19 protein-coding genes are annotated in these 17,244 nt (G+C 63.4%); 15 read left to right on the forward strand and 4 right to left on the reverse strand.

Features of this window, described 5'->3' with window-relative positions; genetic code table 11:
• Positions 1-18 precede the first annotated feature (18 nt).
• From OHD62_RS08020 to OHD62_RS08085, 14 genes are all read left to right on the forward strand, one after another.
• The gene (locus OHD62_RS08020) at positions 19-621 is read left to right on the forward strand and encodes a biotin transporter BioY (RefSeq protein WP_263781937.1); all 603 of its coding nucleotides are present in this window, start codon (positions 19-21) and stop codon (positions 619-621) included.
• Between the two features lie 72 nt (positions 622-693).
• Complete coding sequence (locus tag OHD62_RS08025) at positions 694-1,563, forward strand: FAD binding domain-containing protein (RefSeq protein WP_263781938.1); 870 nt, start codon at positions 694-696, stop codon at positions 1,561-1,563.
• Positions 1,564-1,581: 18 nt separating this feature from the next.
• Positions 1,582-2,040 carry a (2Fe-2S)-binding protein gene (locus OHD62_RS08030; protein WP_263781939.1) on the forward strand — a complete coding sequence of 153 codons (459 nt, stop codon included), beginning with the start codon at positions 1,582-1,584 and terminating at the stop codon, positions 2,038-2,040.
• A 4-nt stretch (positions 2,041-2,044) separates the two neighbouring features.
• Positions 2,045-4,414, forward strand: coding sequence for a xanthine dehydrogenase family protein molybdopterin-binding subunit (locus tag OHD62_RS08035; RefSeq protein ID WP_263781940.1), 2,370 nt, complete (start codon positions 2,045-2,047; stop codon positions 4,412-4,414).
• A 229-nt stretch (positions 4,415-4,643) separates the two neighbouring features.
• On the forward strand, positions 4,644-5,036 hold the full coding sequence (locus OHD62_RS08040; protein ID WP_263781941.1) for a VOC family protein: 393 nt from the start codon (positions 4,644-4,646) through the stop codon (positions 5,034-5,036).
• A 20-nt stretch (positions 5,037-5,056) separates the two neighbouring features.
• A complete protein-coding gene (locus tag OHD62_RS08045; RefSeq protein ID WP_263781942.1) occupies positions 5,057-5,380 on the forward strand; it encodes an ArsR/SmtB family transcription factor in 324 nt (107 codons plus the stop codon).
• Positions 5,377-5,790, forward strand: a complete 414-nt coding sequence (locus tag OHD62_RS08050; RefSeq protein WP_263781944.1) for an SRPBCC family protein — start codon at positions 5,377-5,379, stop codon at positions 5,788-5,790. Before OHD62_RS08045 ends, OHD62_RS08050 begins: the two co-directional genes overlap by 4 nt.
• Before the next feature lie 71 nt (positions 5,791-5,861).
• Positions 5,862-6,089: a hypothetical protein gene (locus tag OHD62_RS08055; RefSeq protein WP_263781945.1), complete on the forward strand. Its 228-nt coding sequence runs from the start codon at positions 5,862-5,864 to the stop codon at positions 6,087-6,089.
• A gap of 19 nt (positions 6,090-6,108) precedes the next feature.
• Positions 6,109-6,576 carry a DUF1801 domain-containing protein gene (locus OHD62_RS08060; RefSeq protein WP_263781946.1) on the forward strand — a complete coding sequence of 156 codons (468 nt, stop codon included), beginning with the start codon at positions 6,109-6,111 and terminating at the stop codon, positions 6,574-6,576.
• A 43-nt stretch (positions 6,577-6,619) separates the two neighbouring features.
• Positions 6,620-7,060 (forward strand): DUF1801 domain-containing protein, encoded by a 441-nt coding sequence (locus tag OHD62_RS08065; RefSeq protein ID WP_263781947.1) that lies wholly within the window; start codon positions 6,620-6,622, stop codon positions 7,058-7,060.
• 214 nt (positions 7,061-7,274) lie between these two features.
• Entirely contained in the window at positions 7,275-7,817 is a 543-nt protein-coding gene (locus OHD62_RS08070) for a sugar phosphate isomerase/epimerase family protein (RefSeq protein WP_263781948.1), read from the forward strand.
• Positions 7,814-8,173 carry a sugar phosphate isomerase/epimerase family protein gene (locus tag OHD62_RS08075; RefSeq protein WP_263781950.1) on the forward strand — a complete coding sequence of 120 codons (360 nt, stop codon included), beginning with the start codon at positions 7,814-7,816 and terminating at the stop codon, positions 8,171-8,173. The genes OHD62_RS08070 and OHD62_RS08075 overlap by 4 nt, the downstream gene beginning before the upstream one ends.
• A gap of 216 nt (positions 8,174-8,389) precedes the next feature.
• Positions 8,390-8,860, forward strand: a complete 471-nt coding sequence (locus OHD62_RS08080; protein ID WP_412177360.1) for a nucleoside deaminase — start codon at positions 8,390-8,392, stop codon at positions 8,858-8,860.
• Between the two features lie 183 nt (positions 8,861-9,043).
• Positions 9,044-11,722 carry an ATP-binding protein gene (locus OHD62_RS08085; RefSeq protein WP_263781952.1) on the forward strand — a complete coding sequence of 893 codons (2,679 nt, stop codon included), beginning with the start codon at positions 9,044-9,046 and terminating at the stop codon, positions 11,720-11,722.
• Positions 11,723-12,276: 554 nt separating this feature from the next.
• Here the strand turns inward: OHD62_RS08085 and OHD62_RS08090 are convergent.
• A complete protein-coding gene (locus OHD62_RS08090) occupies positions 12,277-12,876 on the reverse strand; it encodes an NADPH-dependent F420 reductase (protein ID WP_263781953.1) in 600 nt (199 codons plus the stop codon).
• A 215-nt stretch (positions 12,877-13,091) separates the two neighbouring features.
• The gene (locus OHD62_RS08095; RefSeq protein WP_263781955.1) at positions 13,092-13,826 is read right to left on the reverse strand and encodes an SDR family NAD(P)-dependent oxidoreductase; all 735 of its coding nucleotides are present in this window, start codon (positions 13,824-13,826) and stop codon (positions 13,092-13,094) included.
• A 268-nt stretch (positions 13,827-14,094) separates the two neighbouring features.
• Between OHD62_RS08095 and OHD62_RS08100 the strand changes: the two genes are divergently transcribed.
• Entirely contained in the window at positions 14,095-14,991 is an 897-nt protein-coding gene (locus tag OHD62_RS08100; RefSeq protein WP_263781956.1) for a LysR family transcriptional regulator, read from the forward strand.
• A gap of 284 nt (positions 14,992-15,275) precedes the next feature.
• On the opposite strand, the gene OHD62_RS08105 is transcribed toward OHD62_RS08100, so the two are convergent.
• Entirely contained in the window at positions 15,276-16,208 is a 933-nt protein-coding gene (locus OHD62_RS08105) for a nucleoside hydrolase (protein WP_263781957.1), read from the reverse strand.
• A gap of 11 nt (positions 16,209-16,219) precedes the next feature.
• Positions 16,220-17,233 (reverse strand): nucleoside hydrolase, encoded by a 1,014-nt coding sequence (locus OHD62_RS08110; RefSeq protein ID WP_263781958.1) that lies wholly within the window; start codon positions 17,231-17,233, stop codon positions 16,220-16,222.
• Between the last annotated feature and the right edge of the window lie 11 nt (positions 17,234-17,244).

Below are 17,244 nucleotides of genomic sequence, written 5' to 3' on the forward strand. Positions count from 1 at the left end.
ACCAGAAAGGAACGAGACATGTCTTCCACGACGCTTTACCCCACACTGGCCGACAGGACTTTCTCTGGGTCCAACACCGCATTGCGCAATGCGGCGCTGGTCGTCGGCGGATCGCTGGCGCTGTGGCTGTCGGCCAAGCTGCAGGTTCCGTTCTATCCGGTGCCGATGACTATGCAGACTTTCGTCGTCCTCGTTATCGGAACGGCCTTCGGATGGCGCCTCGGCGCCGCGACGGTGGCCCTTTACCTCGCTGAAGGCGCGCTCGGACTTCCGGTTTTCGCCGGAACGCCGGAAAAGGGCATCGGCCTTGCCTATATGGTCGGCCCGACCGGCGGCTACCTGCTCGGCTATCTGCCCGCCGCGGCCCTTTGCGGCTTCCTCGCCAGCCGCGGCTGGGACCGCAGGATCGCGACAATGGCGCTTTCCATGCTTTTAGGGACTGTCGTGATCTACGCCTTCGGTCTGTCCTGGCTCGGTACCATCGTCGGATGGGACAAGCCGGTTCTTGCCTGGGGGCTGTATCCGTTCGTCCTCGGCGATCTGCTCAAGCTCGCGCTTGCCGCGGCCGTGCTGCCGATGACGTGGCGGCTTTCCGGCGGTCAGCCCGGCGGCAGCCTCTGATCGATATCGCGGGCTCATCGCCGACCCCTGGGCCGGCGGTCTCCGCAGATGCCGCAGGAAGGACTTCGCCGCATGCCAGCCAGCACAGGGGAGCGCCTCTACGTCGCAACGTCGCTCGCCGACGCCGTCGCGGCGTTGGCCGATCGCGGGCCGGCCGGCGCACCGCTTGCCGGCGCCACATGGATCATGCGGGCGCCGATCCGGCGTGAAGAGCTGCGCTCGTCCTATGTCGGCATCGGCGGGATCGCTGAGTTGCGTTCAGTCGAAATGACGGACGACGAAATCCATATTGGCGCCTGCGTCACCCATGCCGACCTGATCGCGGCACTGGCCGGTGTCGAGGGATGCGACGGGCTGGTGGCTGCCGCCGGCGGAGCCGCGAACCCGGCCGTGCGGCAGATGGCGACCGTGGGCGGCAATCTCTGCACGTCGGACTTCCCAGCTTCCGATCTCTCGCCTGCTCTGCTGTGCCTCGACGCATCGGTGGAGCTTCGCACGCCAAGCGGCCAGGAGCGCGTGCCGCTCGGCCGCCTGCTGGATATCCGCCGCACGCTCGAACCGGGAACACTGGTGACCGGCGTGGTGATCGCGCGCAAGCCCGTGCAGACCGGCCATTCCCGGCTGCCACTGCGCAAGGCCGGCGACTACCCCGTGGCGATCGTCAGCATGGCTGTAGCACTTGGGTCGGACGGTCTGATCGAAGACATCAAAGTAGCGGTGGGTTCCGTCGAAGCTTCGGCGCGACGCTGGCCGCAATTGGAGGCGCAGCTTTTGGGGCACCCACTGGACCCGGCCAAGGCGTATGAGCTGGCCAAGGCCGGCGTGGGCGTCTTCGCCGGGCGTGAGAGCGTCGAAGCGCCGGGATGGTATCGGGTGCAGGTCCTGCCGACCCTCGTGCGGCGGGCGGCGCAAGCCGCTCTTGCCGCGCGGCAACAGAGATGAATTTGAAAGCGAACAGCCATGCCGACAAACCTGGTGATCAACGGCGAAGACCGGATCTCGACCCGCGGTTCGATGACGCCGCTCATCGATGTGCTGCGCGATGAATTCTTTCTTACCGGCGCCAAGGTGGCGTGCCGGGAAGGGATCTGTGGCGCTTGCACCGTGCATCTCGATGGACGGCCAGTCGTATCCTGCCTGGTGCCGCTCGCTACAGTCGAGGGACGGGACGTGCGCACGGTCGAGTCCCTTGCGGCGGCCGGCGAGCCGTCGCCTCTGCAGCAGATCATGGAAGAGCACGACGTTGTCCAATGTGGCATGTGCTTTCCCGGCATCCTGATGGTGCTCACGAGTTTCTTCCAAGAGCGCCCGCACGCCGAAAGAGACGATATCAAGGCGGCGCTCGTCGGCAATATCTGCCGGTGTACAGGCTATGAGCGTCTGGTCGACGCGGCCGCTGCATTGGCTAGGCGGAGTTGAAAAGATGGCCACCGCTGACCCATCAAGCGTCGTGATGAACCTGCCGCGCCGGGACGCGCGCGACAAGTTGCTCGGCCGCACGCGCTATACTGTCGACCGTATGTCTCCACGGATGCTCCACGCGGCGGTGCTTCGCTCGGAGGTCGCGTCGGCGCGTATCATAAGGATCGACACCACACGCGCCAGGCGGATGCCGGGCGTGCGCGCCATAGCCCTTGCCGAAGACGCTCCTGGAATGCACGGTATCGGCATCGCCGACCATCCGCTCTTCGCCTCGGGCGTCATCCGTTTCCATGGCGAGCAGATCGCCGCGGTCGCCGCCGACACCTATGAGCAGGCTCAAGCGGCAGCGCGCGCGATCGAGGTCGAGCTTGAACCTCTCCCTCCCGTGCTCACCATGGCCGATGCGCTGGCGCCTGGCGCGCCCTTGGTTCATCCGGATTGGAAGAGCTACGAAGTTCTGTTCGAAGGCGCTGCGCGCGGCGGCAATGTCGCCTGGGAGGCGACGGTGATCCGGGGAGACACGGACGTGGCATTCGCGCGAGACGACGTCGTCATTGTCGAGAGCTGCTTTCGGGTCGGCCGGCAGAACCATGTTTCGCTCGAAGCCCGGGCCGTCGTCGCCACCTATGAGGACGGGCGCTACCACATCGAGACGTCGACACAAGTGCCGTGGACAGTGCGCAACATGACCGCGAAGCTCCTCGGCGTTCCAGCCTCCCAGGTGCATGTCACGGTGCCGCCGGTGGGCGGTGCCTTCGGCCAGAAATTCGACTGCACGCTCGAACCTTACGCCGCAATCCTGGCGCGCAAGTCCGGGCAGCCGGTGCGCCTCGTCTATTCCAGGCAGGAGGAGATGCTGACCTGCCTCTGCCGCGAGAATGCCGACATCAAAATTCGTTCGGCGGTCACCAAGGAAGGCGAGATCGTCGGTCGTGAAGCTGTTGTGCTGATGGATTGCGGCGCCTATGGCGGCGAGCAGATATTCCTGACCACGATGACGGCGCACACGCTCGGCGGCAACTACAAGCTCGGGTCGATCAAGCTGGCGACACGCGCCATCTATACCAACACCGCGCCCAATGGCGCCTTTCGCGCCTGCAATGGCGTCTACAACACCTTTGCATTGGAGTGCCATACCGACGAAATCTGCGACGCCATCGGCATGGACCCGCTCGAATTCAAGCGACGGAACGTGTTGGGCGACGGCGACCTCGGCGCGACAGGTCAGGTCTTCGAGGGCGACGTGCTCGGACCGATGCTCGACCGAATGGAACGTCTGCGTGAAACGTCGCCCTCGAAGAAACATCTGGCGGGCGATCGCCTGTACGGCCGCGCCACCGTGGTGGGGACCTGGTTCGTCTTTGTCGGTCCCTCGACGGCGACCATCAACCTCAATGCCGACGGCAGCGCGACGCTCATCACTGCCGGCGTCGAGTTGGGCCAGGGCACGATGGTGCAGGCATTGCCGCAGATCGTCGCCCACGAACTCGGCATCCACCCGGATGATGTCATCGTCCGCAACGCCGACACGGATGCGGCCGGCTTCGATCTCGGCGTTGGCGGAGGACGGACAACCGTCTCGGTCGGTGCGGCGAGCGTCGCCGCTGCAGCGGACGTGCGCAACAGGATCCTGACTACGGCAAGCGAATTGCTTCAGACCCGGCCGGACCGGCTGGTATTGCGCAACGGGCGGGTCGAGATTGCCGGGATCGAGGGGTCGGGAACGACCATCGCCAAGGTCGTCCAGCGCGCGCATCAGGTTACAGGCCCTGTGGTCGGCAGTGGCTCGTTCACCAATCCCGGCGTGCCGGCGATGCCCGGCTGCGCCGCAGGCCATTTCATCGACGCCATCGATATTCCCGTCTTCAACGTCCACGACTGCGAGGTCGCCGTGGACGCCGAGACCGGTCATGTCGAGGTCCTGAGCTACAAGGTGGTGCAGGATGTCGGCCGGGCGCTCAACCCACGCGCCATCCACGGACAGATCCAGGGCGGGGTCACGCAAGGGTTGGGCTACGCACTGCATGAGGAACATACGATCGGCGAGGATGGTTGTATCAGGCAAGACAGCCTTGAGACATATCGTGTACCGCTGGCGCTCGACACCGTGCCTGTCGAGATCGATCTTTATGAAGGCGCACCATCCATTGGGCCGTTGGGCGCGAAAGGCGCCGGCGAAGTACCGATCATGAATCCCCCTGCCGCGGTCGCCTGTGCCGTCGCGCGCGCGACGGGGTGCCGGGTGCAGCAAACGCCGCTCACGCCACCACGCGTGCTGGCGCTTTTGCTGGGCCGGGAGCCTGCGGTCGAATTGCCTCACATCGTCGACAATTGGTGGGACAATGTGCTGATCAAGCCCAAGGCCCAGTGATTGGCGACGTCAATGTAGCCGAGCACGAACCAAGTGCCATCGCGTAGCCTGCCGAACCCGACGAGGCGGCCCCGCATCGCTGGTGGCTCCCATGGCGAAGACCCGCGCCACCTTCCCGCTTGACGAATACATATCTCCGTGGTTATACATCAATCAATAGCCATTTGGTTATATATCGATGAAGTGACGCGGCGCACCCCGCGAACGTGACAAACGGAGACAGTGCAAAATGAAGCTCAAATTGACCAGCGTGTATGTGGACAACCAGGAAAGAGCCCTGCGCGTCTACACCGAGGTGCTCGGCCTTGCCAAGAAGACCGATTTCAGCAACGGGCCGTATCGCTGGCTGACCGTGACCTCGCCCGACGAGCCGGATGGAACCGAGCTGCAACTCGCGCTCAACGATAACCCGGCGGCCAAGGCCTACCAGCAAGCCATATTCCAGCAGGGCCAGCCCGCGGTCATGTTCTTCACCGACGACGTCAAAGGCGACTATGAGCGCATCAAGGCGCGCGGCGCCGAGTTCACCATGCCGCCGACCGAGGTGACCGGCTCGACCATCGCCCAGCTGAACGACACTTGCGGCAACCTTGTTCAAATCACCCAGCTGGTGCGCTGGTAAGACGAGGACTATCGATCCACATGGCGAACGCTCACGATGTGCTCTTCAGGACGCTCGCCGATCCGACGCGGCGCGCTATCTTCGAACGGCTGTGTCGCGAAGGAGAGCAGACCGTGGGCGCCCTGACTGCTCAGGCCGGGATCTCGCAGCCGGCCGTCTCGAAGCATCTCGGCCTTCTGAGGCAGGCCGGGCTCGTGCGCGACCGTCATGAAGGACGACAGACCCATTACAGCGCACAGCCCGGCGCGCTTGCCCCCTTGATGGACTGGACAAGCGAGATGGCCGGGTTTTGGGAAGCCCGGTTCGACCACCTCGAAGACTTGCTGAAAAGGATGGACCAATGAATGAAACAACGGCCGAAACGCGTTCCGTCGTTGTCGAGCGTGAAATTCCTTATCCGCCGGAAAAGATCTGGCGCGCGCTCACGCAATCACACCTGATTGAGGAGTGGCTGATGATGAAGAACGATTTCAAGCCGGACGAGGGCCACCGTTTCAATGTTAGCGCAGACTGGGGCGCCGTAGACTGTCAGGTCCAGGCGGTCGAGCCGGCCAAAACGCTGTCTTATACATGGGACACCAAGGATCTCAGGAGTGTCGTCACCTGGACGCTCACTCCGACGAGCACGGGGACCCATCTGCGCATGGAACAGTCGGGCTTCCGGTCGGACCAGCGACCCTATTACAAGGGCGCAACGGTTGGGTGGCGGAAATTCTTCGCGAACCTGGAACAGGTCTTGGCGCGGTTGGATTGAAGTCTGCCAGGTTACGAAGAAGGTCGCCGTAAGGCGGGTCACTTCGGTTTGTCTTTCAGAGGAGGTGTGAATTGAATTGGAACAATTGGGTCAGGCAGATCCACCGCTGGCTGTCGATTGCCTTTACGGTGACCGTCATCGCCAATTTCGTCGCCATGGCACGGGGAGAACCTCCTCTCTGGGTGGTTTACTCGCCGCTGCTGCCGCTCGCCTTGCTGCTGTTTACCGGCCTGTACATGTTCGTGCTGCCCTATGCCACCAAATGGCGCAGCGGGCGAGGCGCCAGCGTAGTGGAGTGAACACGTGCTGGAGTGAACAATGGCCAAGACATCCAAGAAGCCGGCTAAGATCGCCAAGGTGACCGCTGCTCAGCAGGCCGCTGCGAAGCCGGCCCTCCTCTCGGGCGGCAACCCCCAGATCGCGAAGGCCTATGGAGATGCCCCCGTGCAGGCCTACATCGCGGCCATGCCGGGCTGGAAAAGCGACCTCGGGCGCCGCCTCGACGCGCTCATCGCGCGTGCTGTTCCAAATGTATACAAGGCGGTCAAATGGAACTCGCCCCTCTATGGCATCGAGGGGGAGGGCTGGTTCCTCGGCATCCATTGCTTCACGAGATACGTCAAGGTGGCATTCTTCCGCGGCACGTCGTTGCAGCCTGTTCCTCCCGGCCAGTCCAAGCAAAAGGAAGTGCGCTATCTCGACATCCATGAGCATGACCAGCTCGACGAAGCCCAGTTCGCCGCCTGGGTGAAGCAAGCCAGCCAATTGCCCGGCGAGCGGATGTGAGCGGAGGAAGAGCGACAGCAACCATGAAACAGCGAGAACAGCCATGAAGAAGAGCGGGTCGGATGAAGGAGAAGGAGCAGCCTCTCCCTCCCAGTTGATAGATGCGAGAATCACGGAGCTGGGTGATTGGCGGGGCGAGACGCTCGCCCGGGTTCGGCTTCTCATCAAGCAGGCCGATCCCGAAGCGATCGAGGAGTGGAAGTGGAGAGGGGTTCCGGTGTGGTCGCATGCCGGAATCATCTGCACCGGCGAAACCTACAAGAATGTCGTGAAGATGACCTTTGCCAAGGGCGCCTCGCTGGAGGATCCTTCAGGTCTCTTCAACTCCAGCCTTGAAGGCAACACCAGGCGCGCCATCGATTTCCATGAAGGCGATACGATCGATGAAGAGGCGTTGAAGGCGCTCGTTCGCGCCGCCGTGGCACTGAACATGTCGGCGCGAGCCCGCCCCTCCGGCTCTCGGAAGACACCAAGGAGCGCTTGAGGAGCGTCTCCGGTTCTTGAAGCGGCTCCTTCGCCTGCTGATCGGCGGCATGCTCGGCGTCTGCGGTCGCGCACAGCGAGCGCGTGTCGGGAAGGAAATTTGTTGCATCTTGCAATCAAATTTCTTTCCACATGTCAAATTTCTTTCCATATGGTTTATACTTGCGTCCTGACGGGCACCGGGCCTGGAATTCTGCAACCAACGGAGCACCTTTGTGACCAAGAGAACTACCTCAAATCCACTGGGTGTTCATGCTCTGGTGTGGGTTGGCGACACGTCGCGTCAGTCGATCGAACGCGCCGTTGCCCGCACCTCGGAGTCGGGTTTCGACCTTCTCGAACTGTCGCTACACGATCTTGATCGGCTGGACGTCGCTCATGCCAAAACCTTGCTGCACAATGCCGGGCTCCAAGTCGCCTGCTCGCGCGGGCTCGCCTTTGATGCGGACGTGTCCAACGAGAACACCGCGGTGGTGGAACGCGGCGCGCAATTGCTCAAGGCATCGCTCGATGCGACGGCGGGTCTCGGTGGCCGCGTGCTCACCGGCGCGCTCTACAGCGCCCTCGGCAAATACGGCTATCCGGTAAGCGCCCGCGGTCGCGCCAATGCTGTATCCGTCCTCCGCGACCTTGCCAGGGCTGCCTCGGCAGTCGACGTCGTGCTTGGCCTGGAGGTCTGCAATCGCTACGAGACAAACGTTGTCAATACGGCAAGACAGGCCCTCGAACCGACGACATCGGCGCCGACAACATCATGATCCACCTCGACACCTATCACATGAACATCGAGGAGGACGACTTGGTGCGCCCGTTGCATTTGGTTGGCGACCGGCTCGGCTATGTTCATATCGGCGAGAACCATCGCGGTCTGCTCGGCTCCGGCCATATCGACTTCACCGGCTTCTTCCATGCGCTCGACGACATTCGCTACCACGGGCCGATAACGTTCGAATCCTTCTCATCGGCGGTGGTGGCGCCTGGGCTGTCGCACGATTTGGCGATCTGGCGGGATCTGTGGACCGACGGCGGCGCGATCGCCTTGCATGCCCGCCAATTCGCCGCATCACAGATCGAAGCGGCGAAGGCCAGGCCAAGTTCCGGCGAACGCCATTAGCAAGGCCGCCTTGCGCAGCGCTTCTCCATGTTGACCGTCGGATCGAGGGAGAGGGGGGACACTGATCCCGCCTTGCGGCCCTGGCAGCCGCCACTGGCGGCTGGCAACGGGGGTGGACATCCTGAACGGCACGGCGCCATCGTGAATCTTGTCACTGGTCGCCCGACCACGCAGTCTATACGCTGCGAACAGGGAGACCAATCGATGACCAAGGCCATGCCCATCGACCACGAACATCACCTGCGCCAGGCCTTCAAGGTCGCAATCCGAGCTCAGGAAACCGGCAATCATCCCTTCGGCGCGATCCTGGTCGGGCCGGACGGTGCCGTGCTGATGGAACAGGAGAACGCCTTCAATCCGACCCGCGACATGACCGGTCATGCCGAGCGCGTGCTGATGACCCGGGCTTCGCAAGGCTACGAGCCTGCTTTCCTGCGCCAATGCACCATGTACACGTCAGCCGAACCTTGTGCGATGTGCGCGGGCGCTGCCTATTGGGCAGGCATTGGCCGGGTCGTCTATGGACTCGGCGAAAGTGAGCTGAAGGCGATCACCGGCAATCATCCGGAAAACCCGACCCTCGACCTGCCCTGCCGCGTGGTCTTCGAAGCCGGTCAGCGCACCGTCGAGGTCATCGGGCCGATGCTGGTCGAGGAGGCCGCGAAATTGCACGAGGGCGTCTGGTAGAGCACGGCCAGCTGAGCCTGAAACTGGCGGGATATTCCTCGACGCCGGTACCAGCGTCCGAGTGCGGCTGGCGGCCAGTGATATGCATGATGCGATCGCCAGTCCGATCACCCAGGTGAAATGACGTTGTTGCACTCAAGGCTTAGTGCTGTACCTTCAAAGGTTGTGGAGGTGTGAGCTCTTATGCTGCTTGAGCGAGAGGGGCCGCTTGGAATATTGTTGGCCCGGGCCGAGAGAGCCGCGGCCGGACACGGCGGAACCGTGCTGGTGGACGGCGAAGCGGGCGTCGGCAAGACGTCCCTCCTGCGCGAATTCGCGGAGGAGACCGATGGGAATTGCCGGGTGCTGTGGGGCTGGTGCGAGGCGCTCTTCACGCCACGCCCGCTCGGTCCTCTTCAGGACATGGCGCATCTGCTGGACCCTCGTGTGGCGGCGCTGCTCGAGGAGACAGCGGCGCCGGAGCGGCTTTTCCCGGCGCTGTTGAATGCGCTTCAGCACACCAAGGGCACGACGGTGCTTATCTTCGAGGATATGCATTGGGCTGATAATGCGACACTTGACCTGGTAAGATACCTCGGTCGCCGCGTCTCCCTGCTTCGCACGATGCTGGTGCTCAGCATGCGCAGAGACGAGATAAGTGCCGATCATCCTCTGACCCACGTGCTCGGCGACCTTCCGTCCGCCTCGGTGCGCCGCCTGACGCTGGAACCGCTGTCTTCCCAGGCAGTGACTGTGCTGGCCGAGCAGGCCGGCCGCTCCGCCGACCAGCTTTATCGCATTACCGAGGGTAATCCCTTTTTCGTCACCGAGCTTCTGTCCAGCAGTGAGGCCGACCTGGGGCGCGTGCCCGATTCCATACGCGACGCGGTCTGGTCGCGCCTGTCACGCCTGACCCCTGGAGAGCGCGAGGTGCTGGAGGTCATGAGCATCATGCCGGGCAGCGTTGAACCTTGGCTGATCCGGTCGCTTCTCGGGGACGAGACCGAAGCTCTCGTGGACCGGTGCGTGGGGCGTGGATTGCTGCGGCGGGACGGTCAGGGTGCGCTGACGTTTCGCCATGAGCTTGCCAGGGAAGCCACGCTCGACCGCCTCGCTCCGTCTCTCCAACGGTCGCTTCATGCGAAAGTCGAAGCAGCACTCTCCGAGCTTCCGGCTGCGCAGGCAAGCGCCCTGCTTTCGCGACGGGTGCACCATGCCGGGGGCGCCGACAATGGCGAACGCGTACTGGAGCTTGCGCCGCAGGCCGCCCGGCAGGCCGCGCGTCTGGGCGCGCATCGCGAGGCGGCTTCACATCTGGCGACCGCGCTCAGATACGTTTCAGAGGCGCCATCGGCGCAGGCAGCCCAGCTTTATGAAGACTGGGCCTACGAGGCGGGCCTGTCACAGTTCGTCTATGACGAAATCATCGAAGCGCGGCATCGCGCCATTGCGATCTGGCGGCAGCTTGGACGCATCGACAAGGTCGGTGCCAATCTGCGCTGGTTGTCGCGCCTCCACTGGCGCCGTGGAGAGGGTCAGGAGGCTGAAGACCACGCCGACCAGGCGGTCCGCGAAGTGGAGACTCTGCCGCCTGGACCGGAACTGGCGATGGCCTACAGCACGCGCTCGCAGCTTCACATGCTGCATTATCGCTTTGATGAGGCAATCGATTGGGGCTCGCGCGCGATCGCGCTGGCCGATCAATTTGGCGAAGTCGAAACACGCGTCCACGCTTTGAACAATGTCGGCACCTCTCTCCTGTTCGCTGATCGCCCAGGCGGTCGCGAACGGCTGGAGGAGAGCCTCGCGCTGGCACTCGAACATGGGTTTCACGACCATGCGTCGCGAGCCTATACGAACTTCGCCGAAGGCGCGGTGGTGTCCAAGGATTTCGTCCTGGCCGAACGGCTGCTCGCGGAAGGGATTGCGTATTGCGCCAGGCACGACCTCGATTCGGCGGCGCAATACCTGCTCGGCCGGCAAGCACAGCTTCGGACTGAGCAGGGTCGCTTTCGCGAGGCCGAGACGATTGCCCAGGGCGTCATGAATCTCGAGCGCCTGCCGATGGTGATGCACCTGCCGGCTCTTACGGAACTCGGCAGGGCGCGGATCCGGCTGGGTGAGGCCGGTGGCGCGGCCCTGCTGGAGCAGGCACTCCAGGAGGGTCTGTCGACCGGCGAGGCTCAACGCGTCATACCGGTTCGCTTGGCGCTGGCCGAGGCCGCTTGGCTTGCCGAGGAGCCCGGCGCCGGCCGCAAGCAGCTGACGGCCCTCGCCGAAATGGACCTAGACAATTTCCGCCCCTGGGATGTCGGCGAACTGGCAGTCTGGTGGCAGCGCTGCGGAATGGCGGGATTGCTGCCGGTGCCGGTCGCCGGCATTCCCTTGCCGCGAGCATTGGAACTTCGCGGCGATCCGATGGCGGCCTCGGCCGAATGGTCCCGTCTGGGTCTTCCCTATGAGTCGGCGCTCGCTCTCATGCAGGTCCGCGGAAGCGATGCCGGCGAGGCACTGGGTCGCGCCGTGACGACATTGGAGGGCCTCGAAGCGCGCCCCGCCGCAGTGCTGGCGCGAAAGCTGGCGCAACGCATCGGAGCCGCCGGTCAACTCCCGAAGCAGCGCCGGGGGCCGTACACCGTGGCCAGGCAGCATCCGCTAGGTCTGACGAGGCAAGAACAACAGGTGCTCACGATGATTGCTCAAGGTTTAGGCAACAAGGAGGCGGCACGACGCCTGTCGCGCTCACCGCGGACAATCGAGCACCAGGTTTCCGCCGTGCTCGGCAAATTCAGCGCAACAAACCGGATGGAAATTCTACTGCGCCTTCGCGGCGAGCCCTGGCTTTTGCCGCCGGCAGACGCATTGCAAGCCCGCGAAAGCTAGAGCATGACCCCGAACCGAAGGTCGGCGAAGCAAAAAGTTGCAGACTTTTCGGACAAGATCAGGCGAAAAAACAAGGATCTAGAGCAATTCCAGGAAAAGTGTGAAACGGTTTTCTGTCCGGAATTGCGTCAAAACAAAGAGTTAGAGCTCGCGAAAACTGGGGAACCGGCCGCCCAAAAATGGGTGATGGCACCGATTTGCGGGCCTACCGGCACGCATAGAATTGGTTTCGCAGCGTGGAAGATCCCCCAAGATCCATCCACGCCTTCCTGATCCGAAGGAACAGGGGCACTGGGGTGAGGCACAGGAAGCCGCCGACGGCGTCCGAATAGCACGCCGTCGGCAGGTGTGCGCAGACCGTGTAAAAACCTGATCAGGAGATGGCGTCGCCGCGGCCGCTGTCTGGTAAGCCGACCTTCTGAAATTCGCTTGGCGGTGGGAAGGGGACGTCGAAGCCCCCGCCGCTTCCGGACCTCGGATTATGACTTAGCCCGCGTTGACTCTCATGGACGGGCCCGAGCAAGCAGCACCTCTGACAGTGGACAGTAAATCCGTTACTGCTCCTTCTTGAACAAATCCTGGAAGATGAGCTGGCCCCAAGTGTGGCCGCGTGCGTGCACCAGCGCGCCACCCTCGTTGAGCTTTCCCAGCTTGATGGGTGCGAACCCGAGTTGTTTGGCCAAAGCCGCTACGGGAGCGGTCGCGTCCTCGTCGTCGCTCGACAGAAAGACGACCCGGTGGCCGCCCTTGACGACCGGATCGGCAGCCAGGGTGGCCGCAATCAGGTGATTGAAACCTTTTACGAATTTGGCGCCGGTGAACGACGTCGCGACGAAGGCGGAGGAGGGGAGGCCGTCCAGCTCCTCAGGGACAGGAAACGCGTTCATCGCATCGATGACCGTCTTGCCTTTCCAACTCGGCAGGGCTTTCGCAACCTCGCGATGCTCGCCGAAAGGGACCGCCAAGATGATTGTGTCGGCCTCGAGTGCTTCCCGCAGCGACTTGGCGACGACCGTGGGTCCAATCGCCCGAGCCTGCGGCGCCAACGCCTCGGGCGGCCGGCGGCTCGCGACGGTCACGTCGATGTTTTTACGGGCGAAGGCGTGGGCGAGGGCCTGGCCTATCTTACCGAATCCTACAATCGCATAGCTCATAATACTTCTCCAATCCGTGTAGATATTGATTCCCGGCCCTCAACGGCGCGGGGTTATCCGTTTCGCTGCGTGGCGACCTTCGCGAGATCCTCGGACCGCCACCCCAAGCGATGCGCGTCATCGGTTCGAATTCCTGAATTGACGCGTAGACGTCCTGCCGTGAACGACTTCCTCGCGGCCGGACGGTCAGCCACCTCCGGCGATCCGGCGCGATTTCAGATGGCCGAGAAGCCGCCGTCGACAGACAACTCCACCCCATTCACGAAGCTCGAATCGTCTGAAGCAAGAAACAGCGCGGCCGCCGCAACTTCATCAGGACGCCCCATCTTTCCCCGCGGGATCAGGGATTCGAACATCTGCTTCGCCTCCTCGGTGAGAACTTGGTCCTGCATCGGTGTGGCGATCGGCCCCGGGTGCAACACGTTCACCCGGATATTCCTGCCCTTGAGTTCGTTGAGCCACCCGCGTGCGAATGCGTGCAGCGCCGCCTTGCTCGCCGCATACACGCTGTAACCAGGAAAACCTTTGATCGAAGCAACTGACCCGGTCATGAAGATCGATCCGCCATCGTTGAACAGCGGCAACGCCTTCTGAACCGTAAACAGCGTGCCACGCGTATTCAGGCCGAAGGTCGCATCGAAATGCTGCTCGGTAATCTCGCCCAGCGGGACGGCTTCGCCCGTGCCGGCGCTCGCGTACAGGACGTCGATCTTGCCCTTTTCCCGCTTGACTGTATCGAACAGGCGGTCGAGGTCGTCGAGATTGGACGCGTCGCCGCGCACGCCGGTCACGTTCCGGCCGATCAGCTTGACGGCCCCGTCCAGCGCCTCTTGCCTCCGGCCCGTGATGAAAACATAGGCGCCTTCTTCAACGAACCGCTTGGCGCTCGCCAGCGCCATGCCGCTCGATCCACCCGTGATAACTGCAACCTTACCGTCAAGCTTTCCCATGACTTCTCCTTTTCGTGGTGTCGAGACAGCATCTGCCTCCGAGAACCTCGAAATGGGTCCGCCGGCGTCAGTTGTTGAGTGCGGAAGCGCGCACATCGGTGGTGCAAAATCGATCCGGTTGGACGACTGACGCCAGCCGCGACGATCGGTATCCGCCGTTCGGAACTGGGCCGCGCTCGTTGACGCAGGCTATAATGACCGGCCGTACTGCTATACGATGCGTTAGATACGGGCTTTGCAGGCGCACCGCTCGGTGCCGGATTGCACCATGATTGACTGGGATGACGTTCGCTACTTTCTTGCCGTCGCGCGCGGAGGCTCACTGCGAGCTGGCGCCGAGCGCCTTGGGGTGAATCACTCGACCGCGCTGCGACGCATCGCTCAGCTCGAGGAACGCCTCGGGGCGCAGATGTTCGAAAAGCTGCCTTCGGGCTACCGCCTGACGGCTGCGGGCGAGGAGGTCCTCGAGCTCGCGAACCAGATGGAAGCGTTGTCGCACCAGTTGGAGACGCGCGTCTTCGGGCGCGACCAGAGCGTGCGCGGGCTTCTGCGGGTGACGTTGACACCGATCCTCGCGACACACCTGCTCATCCCGGACTTCGCCGATTTCGCGCGTCTGCATCCGGACATCGAGATGGAAATCCTGTCGTCCGGCGAGCTGGCAAATCTGACCAAGCGCGAGGCCGACGTCGCGATCCGCGTCGTCTACGACCGCAAAACCCTGCCGCTCAATCTTCACGGCCTGAAGGGACCGGAGCTGTTCGGCGGCGTCTACATATCCCGCGATCGACTAGCCGCATGGCGTGCGGGCGCGCCTGATCCCATCCGGTGGATCGTCATAGGCATGCATGGCATTCCAGAGTGGGCCAGCGAGGGTGAGGTTCGCACCACGGGGGTTCCGTTCAGGACCACGGACGCCGCAGCGGAGATCGTTGCTGTACGGCAAGGGCTCGGGATCACGACGCTGCCGTGCTTCGTCGGAGATGCCGACCCCCTGCTGGTGAGGGTGCCGGGCACCGACCTGCACATGTACGGAACGGTCTGGCTTCTCACACAGGGCGAGACACGCAAGACGAAGCGCGTGCGGCTCTTCACGGAGTTCGTATCCCGCAGGCTCGCCGCGTACGCTCCGCTTCTCGCGGGGCTGTCTGTATCGCGCGACTGATGCGCAACAGGTCGCCGGCGACGCTTTCAGTGGACGGGCGGTGGAAGAGAGCTTAGGGCGGTGAAAGCCGAAGCGGCACTCTCAATCCTCGCCTTCAACATACTCCATGCCGTGAACGCCTTCAGCATTGCGGCGATCAGGCCGAGCTGAGCCTCAGCCCCGCTTCGCGGCGACCGTGTTCGGCTGCTGCGAGCCGAGTTCTTGCACAGCCTGCCGCACACCGCCCTTCAGTCGCGCCGTTTAGCGATCCACGTAATGATCAGGAGGTGCCGTGTCGCTTCGGCTTAATCCCGCAGCAGGTCGAACATCAGTTTGAAGAAACGGCCCGCATCGACCTCATGCGCGATACGGGCATTGTCCTTCTGGCCGCGCTCGCCCCAGAAATCGGCGACCGTCGCGCCGAATGCGTAGCTGCCGGACAGGTCGACGCCGATATGGGCGGGACGTGTGCGCACCAGCGTCGGATCGATCGCCAGCGCCAGCACCAGCGGATCGTGCATCGCCCCGCCGACGCCCATCGAGTTGCGATGCAGCTTCTCGTAGAACAGCAGCCAATCGTTGACGAGCCGGCCAAGCGGCGTGTCGATGGTCGCGAGTTCGGCATATTGCGGCGCCTCGATCAGCACCTGCATGGTGACATCGAGGCCGACCATCAGCAGCGGCACGCCGCTGTCCAGCACGATCTTCAGCGCCTCCGGATCGCAGAAGGCATTGAACTCGGTCGGCGTGATGATCTCGCTCTTGCGGTAGAACACGCCGCCCATCCAGATCAGTTCCTTGATCTTGGGCAGCACGTCGCGATGCTTGAGGATCAAAAGGCCGATATTGCTCAGCGGTCCGGTGGCGACCACCAGGATCGGCTCGGGCGAAGCGCGCAGCGCATCGGCGAGGAAATCGACCGCATGTTGCTTGACCGGCTTGATGGTGGCCTGCGGCAGATAGGGCGAGCCTTCGAGCCCGCTCGGTCCGTCGGCGGTGCCGAGCACCAGCGGCCTGGCCAACGGACGATGACAGCCCTGCGCCACCGGCACGTCGCCGGCGCCGATGAATTCGAGGATGCGCAGCGTATTGGCCGTCGTCTTCTCGACCTCGGCGTTGCCGCAGGTGGTGGTGACGCCGAGCAGTTTGATGGCCGGCGAGCGGTGCGCCATGACCAGCGCAATGGCATCGTCATGGCCGGGGTCGCAATCGAACAGGATGGGAGTTGCAATGGTCATGGTACCGTCCTTCACGCTGCTCGCTCGTACCGCGCGACAGTCTGCTTGAACATGTTGAGGAAGCGCCGGCCGTCGAGATCGGTGCAGATGCGCGTGGTCGTCGGCCCGCCACCGGGCAGCAATTGCCGGCCGCGATGGGCAACGGTCTGCCCGCGCGCGATACGCCCGTCCAGCACGACATCGACGAACAGAGGCTCGGTCATGGTGGCAAGGCCGGGATCGAAGGCCAGCGCCACCGTGATCACGTCGTCCATCGGGAAGCCGACCAGGTCGAAGAACTCGCGCCAGATGTCGATGTAGATCGGGAAGCTGTCTGCGATCATGTTGAAAACGGGATTGTCCCTGGCAAGCGCCTGCATGTCGGCGATGTCGTCGCGCGTCAGCATGGAGGCGGCGACGCGGTTGTCCTCGCAGATGTCGAGCGGGACAAGGATCTTGTCGACGTCGGCGTTCAGCACGATGCGCGAGGCCTCGGGGTCGGCCCAGATGTTGTACTCGGACAGTGGTGTCATGTTGCCGGGCGTCTGGAAATTGCCGCCGAGCACCAGCAGGCGCTTGAGCGCGCCCGTAAGCCGGGGCTCCTGCAGCAGCGCCATCGCCGCATTGGTCAGCGGGCCTGTCGTCACCAGCGTGATCTCGCCGGGATTGGCCATCACCGTGTCGATGATGAAGTCTACGGCATGCCCCGTCGTTGCCTGACGGGACGGGGCTGGCGCCGGCGGATTGAACTTCTTCAGCCGGTCGCCGAAACGGGCGATGAGGCGTTTTTCGAAATGGACCGGCGCCTCCATGTCGGCCTTGGCGTTGCCGACGATCGGCCGCCACGCGCCGGCGTGAACCGGGATGTCATCACGCCCTGCAAGCGTCAGCGTGTTGAGGACGACATTGGTGACCTGCTCGATCGGGCCGGCGGCGCCGGTCACGGTGGTCACGCCCTCTAGCCGCAGGTTTGGATTCGCCGCGGCAAACAGCACGGCGAGAATGTCGTCGCCGGCAGAATCCACGTCGAGGATTATGCGTTCCATGGAGAGTTCCT

It is taken from the genome of Mesorhizobium sp. YC-39, assembly GCF_025753795.1.
Taxonomy (GTDB): domain Bacteria; phylum Pseudomonadota; class Alphaproteobacteria; order Rhizobiales; family Rhizobiaceae; genus Mesorhizobium.

Coding starts and splice junctions, on each gene's coding strand:
- OHD62_RS08095 (WP_263781955.1), bottom strand. CDS start 13,826: ATGGGAAAGCTTGACGGTAAGGTTGCAGTTATCACGGGTGGATCGAGC.
- OHD62_RS08080 (WP_412177360.1), top strand. CDS start 8,390: ATGCCCATCGACCACGAACATCACCTGCGCCAGGCCTTCAAGGTCGCA.
- OHD62_RS08105 (WP_263781957.1), bottom strand. CDS start 16,208: ATGACCATTGCAACTCCCATCCTGTTCGATTGCGACCCCGGCCATGAC.
- OHD62_RS08110 (WP_263781958.1), bottom strand. CDS start 17,233: ATGGAACGCATAATCCTCGACGTGGATTCTGCCGGCGACGACATTCTC.
- OHD62_RS08060 (WP_263781946.1), top strand. CDS start 6,109: ATGGCCAAGACATCCAAGAAGCCGGCTAAGATCGCCAAGGTGACCGCT.
- OHD62_RS08035 (WP_263781940.1), top strand. CDS start 2,045: ATGGCCACCGCTGACCCATCAAGCGTCGTGATGAACCTGCCGCGCCGG.
- OHD62_RS08090 (WP_263781953.1), bottom strand. CDS start 12,876: ATGAGCTATGCGATTGTAGGATTCGGTAAGATAGGCCAGGCCCTCGCC.
- OHD62_RS08025 (WP_263781938.1), top strand. CDS start 694: ATGCCAGCCAGCACAGGGGAGCGCCTCTACGTCGCAACGTCGCTCGCC.
- OHD62_RS08040 (WP_263781941.1), top strand. CDS start 4,644: ATGAAGCTCAAATTGACCAGCGTGTATGTGGACAACCAGGAAAGAGCC.
- OHD62_RS08075 (WP_263781950.1), top strand. CDS start 7,814: ATGATCCACCTCGACACCTATCACATGAACATCGAGGAGGACGACTTG.
- OHD62_RS08065 (WP_263781947.1), top strand. CDS start 6,620: ATGAAGAAGAGCGGGTCGGATGAAGGAGAAGGAGCAGCCTCTCCCTCC.
- OHD62_RS08085 (WP_263781952.1), top strand. CDS start 9,044: ATGCTGCTTGAGCGAGAGGGGCCGCTTGGAATATTGTTGGCCCGGGCC.
- OHD62_RS08030 (WP_263781939.1), top strand. CDS start 1,582: ATGCCGACAAACCTGGTGATCAACGGCGAAGACCGGATCTCGACCCGC.
- OHD62_RS08050 (WP_263781944.1), top strand. CDS start 5,377: ATGAATGAAACAACGGCCGAAACGCGTTCCGTCGTTGTCGAGCGTGAA.
- OHD62_RS08020 (WP_263781937.1), top strand. CDS start 19: ATGTCTTCCACGACGCTTTACCCCACACTGGCCGACAGGACTTTCTCT.
- OHD62_RS08100 (WP_263781956.1), top strand. CDS start 14,095: ATGATTGACTGGGATGACGTTCGCTACTTTCTTGCCGTCGCGCGCGGA.
- OHD62_RS08045 (WP_263781942.1), top strand. CDS start 5,057: ATGGCGAACGCTCACGATGTGCTCTTCAGGACGCTCGCCGATCCGACG.